Origin of the sequence: Elstera cyanobacteriorum (genome assembly GCF_002251735.1) — a bacterium.
Classification (GTDB): Bacteria; Pseudomonadota; Alphaproteobacteria; order Elsterales; family Elsteraceae; genus Elstera; species Elstera cyanobacteriorum.
The window spans coordinates 59,109-71,034 of record NZ_NOXS01000032.1; the positions used below are offsets into that span (position 1 = coordinate 59,109).

At 61.4% G+C, this 11,926-nt stretch carries 14 protein-coding genes; 4 read left to right on the forward strand and 10 right to left on the reverse strand.

Annotated features, from left to right (window positions below):
• Nucleotides 1-55: 55 nt before the first annotated feature.
• On the forward strand, nt 56-448 hold the full coding sequence (locus tag CHR90_RS09305) for a hypothetical protein (protein WP_141210915.1): 393 nt from the start codon (nt 56-58) through the stop codon (nt 446-448).
• Here the strand turns inward: CHR90_RS09305 and CHR90_RS19830 are convergent.
• From CHR90_RS19830 to CHR90_RS09335, 7 genes are all read right to left on the reverse strand, one after another.
• The gene (locus tag CHR90_RS19830; protein WP_094408737.1) at nt 445-1,923 is read right to left on the reverse strand and encodes a methyl-accepting chemotaxis protein; all 1,479 of its coding nucleotides are present in this window, start codon (nt 1,921-1,923) and stop codon (nt 445-447) included. The two genes, CHR90_RS09305 and CHR90_RS19830, sit on opposite strands and share 4 nt — an antisense overlap.
• Nucleotides 1,924-1,956: 33 nt before the next feature.
• The gene (locus CHR90_RS09315; RefSeq protein WP_094408738.1) at nt 1,957-2,568 is read right to left on the reverse strand and encodes an MlaC/ttg2D family ABC transporter substrate-binding protein; all 612 of its coding nucleotides are present in this window, start codon (nt 2,566-2,568) and stop codon (nt 1,957-1,959) included.
• A 40-nt stretch (nt 2,569-2,608) separates the two neighbouring features.
• Complete coding sequence (locus CHR90_RS09320; RefSeq protein WP_229671460.1) at nt 2,609-3,415, reverse strand: MlaA family lipoprotein; 807 nt, start codon at nt 3,413-3,415, stop codon at nt 2,609-2,611.
• A gap of 133 nt (nt 3,416-3,548) precedes the next feature.
• Nucleotides 3,549-4,544 carry a beta-N-acetylhexosaminidase gene (nagZ, locus tag CHR90_RS09325; protein WP_094408739.1) on the reverse strand — a complete coding sequence of 332 codons (996 nt, stop codon included), beginning with the start codon at nt 4,542-4,544 and terminating at the stop codon, nt 3,549-3,551.
• Nucleotides 4,545-4,603: 59 nt separating this feature from the next.
• On the reverse strand, nt 4,604-5,824 hold the full coding sequence (locus CHR90_RS09330; protein WP_094408740.1) for an NADP-dependent isocitrate dehydrogenase: 1,221 nt from the start codon (nt 5,822-5,824) through the stop codon (nt 4,604-4,606).
• 4 nt (nt 5,825-5,828) lie between these two features.
• A complete protein-coding gene (locus CHR90_RS19425) occupies nt 5,829-5,969 on the reverse strand; it encodes a hypothetical protein (RefSeq protein WP_170941360.1) in 141 nt (46 codons plus the stop codon).
• Nucleotides 5,960-6,559: an LOG family protein gene (locus tag CHR90_RS09335; protein ID WP_094408741.1), complete on the reverse strand. Its 600-nt coding sequence runs from the start codon at nt 6,557-6,559 to the stop codon at nt 5,960-5,962. The genes CHR90_RS19425 and CHR90_RS09335 overlap by 10 nt, the downstream gene beginning before the upstream one ends.
• 186 nt (nt 6,560-6,745) lie before the next feature.
• Here CHR90_RS09335 and CHR90_RS09340 point away from each other — a divergent pair, with 186 nt between their 5' ends.
• The gene (locus CHR90_RS09340) at nt 6,746-7,972 is read left to right on the forward strand and encodes a LysM peptidoglycan-binding domain-containing protein (RefSeq protein ID WP_094408742.1); all 1,227 of its coding nucleotides are present in this window, start codon (nt 6,746-6,748) and stop codon (nt 7,970-7,972) included.
• A 2-nt stretch (nt 7,973-7,974) separates the two neighbouring features.
• Here the strand turns inward: CHR90_RS09340 and CHR90_RS09345 are convergent, their stop codons facing one another.
• Entirely contained in the window at nt 7,975-8,523 is a 549-nt protein-coding gene (locus CHR90_RS09345; protein WP_094408743.1) for a hypothetical protein, read from the reverse strand.
• Between the two features lie 39 nt (nt 8,524-8,562).
• Between CHR90_RS09345 and CHR90_RS09350 the strand changes: the two genes are divergently transcribed.
• On the forward strand, nt 8,563-9,249 hold the full coding sequence (locus tag CHR90_RS09350) for a phosphatidylserine decarboxylase (RefSeq protein ID WP_094408744.1): 687 nt from the start codon (nt 8,563-8,565) through the stop codon (nt 9,247-9,249).
• Nucleotides 9,250-10,053 (forward strand): CDP-diacylglycerol--serine O-phosphatidyltransferase, encoded by an 804-nt coding sequence (gene pssA, locus CHR90_RS09355; RefSeq protein ID WP_094408745.1) that lies wholly within the window; start codon nt 9,250-9,252, stop codon nt 10,051-10,053.
• On the opposite strand, the gene CHR90_RS09360 is transcribed toward pssA, so the two are convergent.
• Together CHR90_RS09360 and CHR90_RS09365 are read right to left on the reverse strand one after the other, a co-directional pair.
• Nucleotides 10,050-10,796, reverse strand: a complete 747-nt coding sequence (locus tag CHR90_RS09360; protein ID WP_094408746.1) for an arginyltransferase — start codon at nt 10,794-10,796, stop codon at nt 10,050-10,052. The two genes, pssA and CHR90_RS09360, sit on opposite strands and share 4 nt — an antisense overlap.
• Before the next feature lie 103 nt (nt 10,797-10,899).
• On the reverse strand, nt 10,900-11,883 hold the full coding sequence (locus CHR90_RS09365) for an OmpA family protein (protein WP_094408747.1): 984 nt from the start codon (nt 11,881-11,883) through the stop codon (nt 10,900-10,902).
• Between the last annotated feature and the right edge of the window lie 43 nt (nt 11,884-11,926).

Consider the following 11,926-nt stretch of genomic DNA (forward strand, 5'->3'; position numbering starts at 1 on the left):
ACACGTTAGCGCATTATGGATGGAGCGCATGGGGGACAGAATGCGGATGGGAACGATGGATAGGCCAACCCAATTCCTGCTCGGGCGGCGCGGTCTGCTGGATGTCAATCGGCTGACCGAGTTGCGGGATATTCTGCCGCCACGCGATTTGCGCAGTTTGATCGCCGACGTTATCTCGGTCGTCCAGAGCTGTACCCGCGCCATTCGCACCACCCGGGGGCGGGCGACCGATGAAACGCTACGCCAAGCCTATGATCTCTATGGGACGGCGGCCAACTTCGGACTGATACCGTTGGCATCGGCGGCAGAACGGGTTGTGGCCCACGCGAAGACGGGTAAGGCTGCGGGCTTGACCGAAGAGGCCCGCACGCTGGTCAGCCTCGGCGAGACGACGGTTGAAGCGTTGCTGGTCTGGATCGACCATGCCGCCCCGGAAAAAGCGGCCTAACTTGTCCGCACTTGGCTGGAGAAGCCATTGACTTCCGACCTCAGCGTATCCGAATCGCGCACAAGGTCGGAGGCGGTGAGCAGCACCTGCGCCGCCACCTGACTTGATTCGCCCACCGAATTATTGATCTGGGCAATATGCCGGGCAACCTCGTCGGCATCGGCGCTGGCCTGGGTAACATTCTGCGAAATTTTTGCCGACGCGCCCCGTTGTTCCTGGATGGCGGAAACAATAGTCGTCGTGATTTCATTAATATTGGAAATGGTCGAACTGATCGACTGAATTTCCGACACGGCGGCCCCGGTCGCCGACTGCATATTTTCGATCTGGGCGGTAATTTCTTCGGTTGCTTTGGCGGTTTGATCGGCGAGGTTCTTCACCTCGGTTGCGACGACTGCAAAGCCTTTGCCCGCTTCGCCCGCCCGCGCCGCTTCGATGGTGGCATTCAGCGCTAGCAGGTTGGTTTGCTCGGCGATCTCAGTAATCAGCGCCACTACATCGCCGATGCGGGCGGCGGCTTGGTTAAGACTTTCGATGGTGGTATTCGCCGATTGCGCTTGGTCAGAGGCGCGGCGGGCGATATCGGCCGAGTTTTCGACGTGGCGATGAATGCCCGCAATCGCCTGGCTTAGCCCTTCGGCAGCCTGGGCCATCTGGCTCGTCGAACTGCGTGCTGAACTCAGGGCCGCCGAAACAAGCTGGCTCCGTTCGCGGGTTTGTTCCGATGCGCTGGACATGGCTTGCGCGCAGAACTGCATCTGCCCGACCGAATTGGTCACCCCGGAAAGCACTCGCTGCACGGACACTTCGAACGTATCGGCCAGCGCGAGGCGGGTATGCTGTTTTTCGATTTCGGCGCGCCGCTCAATCTCGCGCTGTTCGGCCATATGGGCCTGCACCCGCTCGTTCATCCGGCGGATGATCAACTGCATCAATTGAAAGCCGAAATCGGGCTGCTGGGAAAATAGTTCGAAGACGCGCGCCGCCGACAGATGCAGAAGCTCGACATCGGTTTCGCAGACGGCTGAGGCGGTGCGCTTACCAGCGGGGGAGAAAATACCAATTTCCCCCAACATTTGCCCCGGCCCCAGGGTCGCATTGAACTCCACTAGCTTGATCGTGCCCGATTTGACCACGAACATCGCATCCGACCGGTCCCCGGCACGGAACAGGGTTTCCCCCGCGCGGAACTGTTGCGGCGTCATCGAGGACATCAGCCAATCGAGCGACACATCGGTCTCGCCAGACTGGCGGGCGCTTTCAACCAGCCGGGCGAGGGAGAAGGTGGCGGCAATCTGGATGGCGATCAGCAGCAAGAAGGCGGTCACCAGTCCACCATCCTGCATCCAAGCGCCATAGCCTGCGCCCAGTAGGCCAAGCGCGCCGAAGGCTAACCGCATCCAGGCGCGCGTTGGGTAAAAGAGACTGATGAGGGTGAGAAGGGCGACGCCGCCACACGCAATCCAGGTCAGCATCCCGCTCTCCTTCTACCAACCCCTCATAAGGGTTTAGGTCACGGCGCGCTTCTTCAGTTCCGCAATGAACTTATCGAGGTCGCCACCGTTGCTTTGCATCGCCGCCGCAAAATCCTGCTGCTGCGTCAACGACATGCTGACACCTTCGACGATCACGTCAACCACTTTGGCGCGCCCCTGTGGACGTAAGACCCGCCATTCAACCTTCGCCGCTTGGCTGGAACTGGGCTGTTGCAGGGAACTTGTGACAATCGCGTGATCGTCGCCTTCGTTCCGGCTGTTGGTAACCGTGAACTTAACGCCGCGATATTCACGGAAGCGCGAGGCATAAACCGAGACGATCATTTGCTGGAATGTCGCCTGGTAAGCCGCCTTCTGCTCATCGGACGCGGCCCGCCAGTAGCGGCCCAGGCAAAACCGGGCAATGGCGGGAATATCGAAACCATCCACCAGTAGTTTGGTGAATTTTTCCCGACGCTCAGTATCGCCCAGCGTGTCATCATTGATCGTGGCGATGGCCTGGACGCCAAGGGTTTCGATAAGTTCCTTGGCTTCCTTGGAAATATCGGCAGCTTGGGCAGTAAAAGTGGGGAGGAGCGCAAGACCCACCCCCCCAAGAAGAACCGCCCGACGCGACACCGTCATCTCAACGCTCCTTTAGACCAAAACGAATAAGGGAATGGGATCAGTTCCCGTCTTGTCCCGGGTAGCTGGGCTTGCTGCCTGGCTTGGTACGACCATTGCTAATATCGTCGGCGCGCTGCTGGCGATAAATGCTGCGGATGGTCGCGTAATAATCGAAGGAATTCCGGCGCAGATCATCGGTTTCCCGAATAATGCGCGAACGGCCATCGACGATGCGGGTCCCGGTTAGCGCATAAGGGCCCCAGTCCGGGCCGTGGGCGCCAAAGACATAGGTCATCGGGTCGGTGAAAATATCGACCACTTTGCCAACGGCATCGCGCGGGTTAGACGGACCGAGCAGCGGGAGAACGAGATAGGGGCCGTCGTTAACCCCCCAAGTGCCGAGCGTTTGACCGAAATCTTCCGTGTGACGCTGGATACCGACCGAGGAGGCGACATCGACCAGACCGCCAAGCCCGCCAATCGTGTTGATCCAGAAGCGGGTGAAGGTTATTCCGGCCCGGTCAAACTCGCCCTGGAGCACGTCGTTGAGGAAGACCACGGGCGACGCCAGATTGGCGATAAAGTCGCGCACGCGGTCGCGGATCGGCTCCGGCACCGCCTCGCGGTAGCCATAGGATACCGGGCGGATGACGGCTTGGTCGAGCGCATCATTCACCGCGAAAACACCGCGGTTGAACCCTTCCAGCGGGTCGTTCTCAGCGGTCGGGGACGTCGCGCAGGCCCCCAGCCCCAACGCGACCACGAGCGGCAGCACACGGCACAGGCGGGTGAGGGGCGAGGGCAAGGCTTTCATGATCGTCACATCCATACAGCTAAGACCACCAACTGGGGCCGAACTTAACATAGTCCACTCCACCAAGTGATCCAGTTCCCGCAAAACGGCAAGGATCCCCGCTAAGATAGAGGCGGACTGAGGTTTTCCTACCACAGTTTAGCGCGAAATGGCGAGTCGTCGCAGCCCCCGTAAGACAGGCTTGTTACACTGTGAGGCGGCTTAGCAACAAAGTCACCCGCGCTTGGCTGGTTGAAACTTTCTCAGCAAACTCCGTGCCGCTGTTGGCCGCTGCGGCAATCGCATCGCGGAAATCCCGGCTGCGGGCCGTGTCGGCCTGCGCGGCACAAAGGCAGAGCAGGTCACACCCGGCCGCTAGGGCCTGTGCGGCGGCTTCCGGCGCATCGAACCAGGGGGCAATCGCCTTCATGCCAAGATCGTCGGAAACGATGACCCCGTCGAACCCCAGTTTCTGCCGTAGCAAGCCGGTCAAGATTTCGGGCGCTAAGGTGGCCGGGGTCGCCCCGGCGATCTCGGGAAACAGGATATGGGCGGTCATGACGGCGGGAACCCCCGCCGCAATCAGGGCTTCAAACGGTTTCAACTCCCGCGTGGCCAGAGCCTCCTCGGATAGAGTGAGGCGCGGTAGGGCGTGATGACTATCGACATCCGTATCGCCATGACCGGGGAAATGCTTGGCGCAGCCGAGGATGCCGCCGTCGGCCAGGCCGCGCAGAAACTCGAGCGCGGCCCCGGTGACAGTTTCGGTATCACGGCCAAAGCTGCGGTCCCCTATCACGGGATTGCTGGGGTTAGAATCGATATCGCAGACGGGGGCGAGGATGAAATTCACACCGACGCCGGTCAATTCCGCGGCCATTGTCCGGGCCACGTCATAGGCACGGTCGGCATAGGCGCGCGCCGGGGGGAAATGGGTGATCCCGGGCGGCGTGCGATGAACGCGCCCGCCTTCATGGTCGAGCGCTACCAGGAAACGGTCGCGCCCCAGGGCATCCTGGCAGCGTTTCAGGAGGTCGGCGAGCCGCTGCCGCCACATCGGTTCCGAAGCAGCATGGTCGAAATTGCCCTTAAACAGGGTAATTCCTGCCGGGCGGACATCGGCCAATAGGGCGCGGTCGTGCTCCGCCAGGTCGGGCGACGGCTGAAGGCCGATCAGAAAATGCAGGCCGAAATCGTTCATAGTCTTCAAATGAAAACGGCCCCGCTGGATCGCCAGCGGGGCCGCCCCTTCTTGCGGTCTTAAGCGACCTTCATTTCCTTACGCAGATTTTCCGCCAGCTTGGCGAAGAATTGCGTGGTCGACAGCCAAGGCTGATCCGGGCCGATCAGCAGCGCCAGATCCTTGGTCATCGACCCGGTTTCCACGGTCTTCACGCAGACGCGTTCCAGCGTCAGGGCGAATTCCTTCACATCCGGCGTGCCGTCGAACTCGCCGCGATAGCCAAGGCCGCGCGTCCAGGCGAAAATCGAGGCGATCGGATTGGTGGAGGTTTCGCGGCCCTTCTGGTGTTCGCGGTAATGACGGGTCACGGTGCCATGCGCCGCTTCCGCTTCCACGGTCTGCCCGTCCGGGGTGAGCAGCACGGAGGTCATGAGACCCAGCGAGCCGAAGCCCTGGGCGACCGAGTCCGACTGCACGTCGCCGTCGTAGTTCTTACAGGCCCAAACGAAGCCGCCCGACCACTTGAGGGCCGAGGCGACCATATCGTCGATCAGGCGATGTTCGTAGACGATGCCCTTGGCGGCGAAAGCGTCCTTAAACTCGGCATCGAAGACGGCCTGGAACAGATCCTTGAAGCGCCCGTCATAGGCCTTGAGGATGGTGTTCTTGGTCGAGAGATAGACCGGCCAACCGCGCGACAGGCCATAGTGCAGGCAGGCGCGGGCGAAGCCTTTGATCGACTCATCGACGTTGTACATGCCCATGGCAACGCCCGATTCTTCGAACTTATAGACTTCGTGCGTCACCGGCGCGCCGCCATCGTCCGGCGTGAAGGTCAGGGTCAGCTTGCCCGGACCCGGCACGACAAAATCAGTGGCCTTATATTGATCGCCGAACGCATGGCGCCCGATCACAATCGGCTGCGTCCAGCCCGGAATAAGGCGCGGCACATTCTTGCAGATGATCGGTTCGCGGAAGACAGTCCCGCCCAGAATATTGCGGATCGTGCCGTTCGGCGATTTCCACATCTTCTTGAGATTGAATTCCTTCACGCGGGCTTCGTCTGGCGTAATCGTGGCGCACTTAACGCCAACGCCATACTGCTTAATCGCATTGGCGGCGTCGATGGTCACCTGATCGTCGGTCTGATCGCGGTATTCCATGCCGAGGTCATAATACTTCAGGTCGACATCGAGGAACGGGAGGATCAGTTCTTCGCGGATCATCTTCCAGATGATGCGCGTCATTTCATCCCCATCCAATTCAACCAGCGGGGTTTTGACCTTAATCTTGCTCATGGAATCAGCTCTCCAGCTTGGCGGTGCTGGTCGGCACAGGGCCGACGTTGCGATCCGTATCGGCTACACCGACGGTACTAAAATCGCGCGGCAGACTAGCAGACCGCGCGAGGCGCGCAAGACCGAAGCGCCGGATCACAGCCATTTCGTTTCAACCGGCACCGCCGGGGGCGGGGCGGCCCGGAGCGCGGGCAGAACATCGTCGAGGCGCGTAATCACCTGCCATAAGGCAGCGGTTTCGGGCTTGGCGAAGTTTTGGCCGATGATATGGTTCAGAAGCCCCGTCAAAGGTTCCCAGAACCCGCGACCATCTGTCCCAGGAAGATCAAGGATCAGGATCGGCTTATCGTGCAGCCGAAGCTGCTTCCAGGTCAGCACTTCAAACAGTTCTTCCAGCGTACCAAACCCGCCCGGCAGAACGATGAAGGCATCGGCCCGGTCCATCATCTGCTGTTTGCGGGTATGCATCGTATCGACAACGATCAGTTCCGACAGGCCCGTATGGCCAACTTCGTACTTATCGAGGAATTCCGGGATAATGCCGGTGACATGGGCGCCGCCCGCCATGACGGCATCGGCGACCAGCCCCATCAGGCCGACCCGTCCACCCCCGTAAACGAGATTGATGCCCGCTTGGGCCAGTAACCTGCCTAGGCCCGTCGCAGCGTCGCGATAGGCCGGATCCACCGCCCCGGCAGAGCCACAGTAAACGCAAACGGATGTAACGGATGTCATATCGCCTCCCACTCTGTCCCTTTCAGGGATAGCCCGAGGCTGCCGGGCGGCGCAAGCATTCGGCCCGCCCGGCGTTTCAAGAACAGCCGCCTGCCGCAAGATTGCAGCGGGGAGGCGTCCATAGTAGGGTAGCGCTCCCGAATAAGGGCGGGCAGCGCAGACTTAGGCGTAGGGATCGAAACTCATATGTCGGAACGTCTTTCCAGCCGCCGGGCGTTTTTGCTCGGTCTTATCGGGCTGATTCTAGTCATTGTTGCCCTGGTGCTGAACCGTCCGTCGAAGGACGATCCCGCCCTGCCAACGACCGCCCAAGCACCGCAACCGGTGCCATCCGCGCCGCCCGTTCAACAAACCACGCCGGTTCAACCCACACCCCCTCCCGCGCCGCCGCCACAGGCCGCTGCGGTCGAACCGCCTGCGCCGCCCCCAGTGGTCGCTGTTTCCCCCGAAAAGCCGGTAGAGCCGGCACCGACCCCTGCGCCCGTTGCGGTCGCGCCCTCGGCGCCCGCCACGCCGCCCACTGCCGCTGTGGCAGCGCCGAGCGACCTTCGCCCCAGCTTTGATGTTGTGCGCGTTAACCCGCAGGGCGATGCGGTGATCGCTGGGCGGGCACAGCCCGAAGCGCAGGTGACGGTCTTTGATGGCGGTAAGCCGATTGGGACGGTGACGGCGGATAAGCGCGGCGAATGGGTGCTGCTGCCCGACCGGGCGCTTCCCAGCGGTGACCGCGAACTGTCGCTGTCTGCGGCTGGGCCGTCGGGTCAGACGGTCGAATCGGAGCAAGTGGTCGTGCTCTCGATTCCAGCCGCAAAACCCCCGGCACAGGTTGCCTCGGTCGCCCCCGCCCCGGAAGCGGCGAAGCCCGCCGACCCCATCGACCGACCGTTAGCGCTGGTTGTTAACCGCGACGGCAGCGGCGGTAGTACGGTTCTGCAAGCGCCGGTGGAAGCTGGGGCGGCGGGGCGCTTGACCGTCGATAGTATCGACTATGGCAAGGATGGTAGTCTGCTGCTCGCCGGGCGCGGCGAGGCGGGACACGGCATTCGCGCCTATGTAAACAATGGTCCAATTGGCGATGCCGAGGTTGGCAGCAACGGTCTGTGGCGTCTGCGCCCGGAGGCGGAGATTGCTACCGGCCCTTCGACCCTGCGCATCGACCAGCTTTCGCCGCAGGGCAAAGTTACTCAGCGCCTGGAACTGCCCTTCTCCCGCGCAGCGCCGGAACAGGTGCAGTTAACGGCCGAGACAGACCGGGTGATTGTACAGCCGGGGAACAGCCTGTGGCGAATCGCCCGGCGGGTCTATGGCGGCGGTGTGCATTATACGGTGATCTATCGGGCGAATGCCGATCAGATCCGCGACCCGGACCTAATTTATCCGGGGCAGGTTTTCAGCCTGCCGCCGACGAAATAGCGTTAGGCCGCCGGTTTGGCCCTCATCCCCAGGCCGTAGAGGTTCAGCAGTTCCAGCCACGGACGGGTTTGGGCGACCAGCATCGTCACTGTGGCCAGGATGGCTTGGGCGGTTGTCGCATTTTCAACGGCGGTATTGGCGGATAGATAGACGTGCTGCTTTTCGCCGACACTAACGCGCACGTCGGGCAGATCGCGCGTCGCATAGATGATTTCCGCCACATCGGTTCGGCGGGCAACCCCTTCCGCCGAATAGGGAATTCCGCCAAGATCGGTCCAGATTTCCACAAGCCCACCGTCTTCGCCTTGAACGGCGACCGCATGAAACTGCGTGCCATCGAAGGTGAAGTGAAAGGCGATGCGTGATAGAAGCTGCTTGACCAAACGCCCATCGTCGCCTACCGCAAAACTGTGAATTGCCAGCGGTAGTTTCTGATTGGCCAGTAGGCTGATATTCTCGTTGGGTTGCATCGACGGGTCCACGAAGCTAACGGTCACGCGCATCGGCATTGTGCCACGGTTCGCGGGGCGCTCCAACCACTCGGTTGGCATGCGTTGGCATCCTTGCAAAGGGTTTGGAGGTTTTCAGGTATGCGCCCCACCGTTTTTCACCCGATCCACCGCGAAGGCTGGCCGTTCATCGCCATTTTCGCCGTGGCAACGATCATTCTGGGAACGATCCACGGCGTGCTGGGCTTTGTCGGGGTCGTGCTGACCGCTTGGTGTGCCTATTTCTTCCGTGATCCTGTGCGCGTCACGCCGATGCGGGCCGGGCTGGTGGTTAGCCCTGCCGATGGCGTTGTCGTGAGCCTCGGGCCGACCGTTCCGCCCGCCGAGCTTGGCCTTGGCGATCAGCCCTTGCCCTGTGTTGCCGTGTTCATGAATGTCTTCGATGTGCATGTGAACCGCGCGCCGGTTACGGGCCGCATCCGCCATATGGCCTATCGCCCGGGACGTTTTTTCAATGCCTCGCTCGATAAAGCCAGCGAGCATAACGAGCGCAATGGGCTGGTTTTCGACCTGCCGGACGGGCGGGCCATCGGCGTTGTGCAGATCGCCGGTCTGGTCGCGCGCCGGATCGTCTGGTGGGTCGGCACCGGCGATGCCATGACGTCGGGGAGCCGCTTCGGCATGATCCGCTTCGGCAGCCGCGTCGATGTTTATCTGCCGCAGGGCGTTGTGCCGCAGGTCTGCATCGGCCAGCGCGCCATTGCTGGGGAAACCGTGCTAGCCGATCTTCAATCCGGCGAAGCGCAGCGTCCGGGGTTTGCCAGCTAAATGCTTCGTCGCCGCCCAACCCGTCAGCCGCGCCGCCTGCGGGCGCAGTCGATCAACCGTCTTATCCCGAATATGGTGACGCTGCTGGCGCTCTGTTCCGGCTTGACGGCGATACGCTTTGCCCTGGAAGGGCGCTGGCAGGCAACGGTTGTCGCCATCTTTCTCGCGGCGATTTTCGACGGGCTGGATGGGCGGTTGGCGCGACTGATGAATGCCACGTCGAAATTCGGGGCGGAGCTCGACAGCTTATCCGATTTCGTCTGCTTCGGCGTCGTGCCGCCCGTGGTGCTGTTCCTTTGGGGCCTTAATGACGGCGGGCGCGTAGGGTGGGCTGTTGCGCTGTTTTTCACCGTCTGTATGGCGTTGCGCCTTGCGCGCTTCAATACGGCCCTTGAAGACAGCGCCCGGCCACCTTGGACCTATAATTTCTTCACCGGTGTTCCGGCACCGGCGGGGGCTGCCCTGGCGTTGATGCCCTTGATTGGTTACTTCGAGTTTCAGGCCGATGTGCTGAAGCGGCCCCTGCTTATCGGTGTCTGGCTGCTGATTGTCGGCGGGCTGATGGTCAGCCGCATCCCGACCTTCTCGTTCAAGAAGGTCCGCATTCCCAATTGGCTGGTGCTGCCCTTCATGCTTGTCGCGGGCGGGATCGCTGCCGGGCTGGCGACGGAACCCTGGTTGACCCTATTGGCGGTGCAGACGCTATACTTGGTCTCTATCCCGCTATCGATCCGCGCGGCGCGGCGCCTGCAACGGGCGCTCGACCGCAGCCAGCCCTTGCCCTCTGAGGCGAAGCCGGATTAGCGCTCCAGCCAGCGCTGCCCGTCGAACCACTCGAGCGGGTGGAAGCGAATCTTATAGGCCATCTTGCGGCAGTCTTCGATCCAATAGCCGAGATAGAGATAGGGCAGGCCGCGCGCCCGGCATTCTTCGACCAGGGCTAGGATAAGCTGAGTGCCGAGGCTACGCGCCGCCGGCTCGGGGGCGTAAAAACTATAAACGGCCGACAGGCTATCCGCCCCAATATCCGTTAAAGCGCAACCCCACAGAGCGCCGTTCGCGTCGCGCAGCTCCAGCAGACCAGTCTGTACCGGGCTTTCTTCGATCAGGGCGCGATAGTCGGACAAGACCATACCCGCCATATCGCTATCGCTATGACGATAGTGTTGATAGTGGCTGAACAGCGCAAATTGCTCCTCAGTCGCGCGTGCCGGAACAAATTGCGCGCTAAGATCGCTATTCAGCCGCCAGATTTTGCGCATTGTTCGGTTCGGGGTAAAGCGGCCGACGGGAATACGAACCGGAATACAGGCCGAACAGCCTTCGCAGACCGGCCTATACAGATAGCGTTGACTGCGCCGGAACCCATAATGTTGGAGGAAATCGAAAAACCCACCAGCCGCCATTTCCGGCGACATTTCCGTCAGCACGCGGGTCTCGTCGCGATCCGGCAGGTAGGAGCAGGGGAAGGGGCGCGTACGGTAGAAGATCGGCTCGACGATCCGATCTAACCCGGCAGCCAGTCCACGGTCCGGCGTGTCCGTCATCGCGTCCCCCCTTTCGGTCGGCCCTTGGGTTAAAGGTGACAAGCCCGACCCTAAAAATCAATCTCCCGACACAAGGCCGGGAGATGATTTTCCGAAAACTCGGTTACTGCCGCGGGATCAGTCGCCCATCGGGACCGGGGGGCGGCGGCTGGACCGGAACCGCCGGGGCCGCTGAAGCCGAGGCCGTGGGGGGCGGTGGTTCATTCAGCAAGGTGATGGAAATGCGCCGATTGCTGGCAGCCTTAGGATCTTCCGGCACCTTTGGATCGCGGTCCGCCTTGCCTTCGACCATAGCGATCCGCTCATCAGCAATCCCATTGCGCGTCAGTACCCGGCGCGAGGCGTTGGCACGGTCGGCAGACAGATCCCAATTATCATAGCGGGCGTTCGGGCCGAAGCCGGTCGCGTCAGTATGGCCGGAGATCGATACTTTATTGGGAACGGTGGCAATGATTTTCGCCACCTGGGCCATCAGTTTTTCGGTCTGGGGCAGGGGGCGGGCGCTGCCCTTGGGAAACAGTTCCTGCTTTTCGTTATCGATCAGGTCGATCCGAGTGCCATCCAAGGTCTGGGCGAACTGAACATTCGCCTGAAAGCCTTGAAGATCGGGCACGCCTTGCAGCGCTTGACGAACCTGGCGTTCAACCTCTTGCGCTGCCGGGGCCTTAGCGCCAGACTTGGCGCCGGGTTCGGCTTCCACCCCCAGCGGCTTCGGAAGCGCGCCAGGGTAGCCGGGAATATCGGTATTGCCGTCGCCTTCCTTCGGCAGCGACGGGCCGCCGCCGGGCGTACCAAGCGGGGCGGAGGGGTTTTTCAGCGCGCCTTCTTTGCTGATGGTTTCCCCATTCAGCATTTGCCCAGAGCCGGACGGATTACGTGACGCGCTGACCGGGGCAAAATATTCAGCAATGGCAACTTTCTGTTCTGGCGTGGACTGATTGATAATCCACAGCATCAGAAAGATGATGAACATGGCGGTCATAAAGTCCGCCAGTGCGATCTTCCAGGTCGAAGACCCATGCGCGTCGTGATGGCCGCCCTTGACCTTCTTGATGATAATCGGCGGAAGGTTGGAGTTACCGGCCATTCTGAATTCCTTTCACCCGTTGCGCAGCTCTGGTCGATCCGAA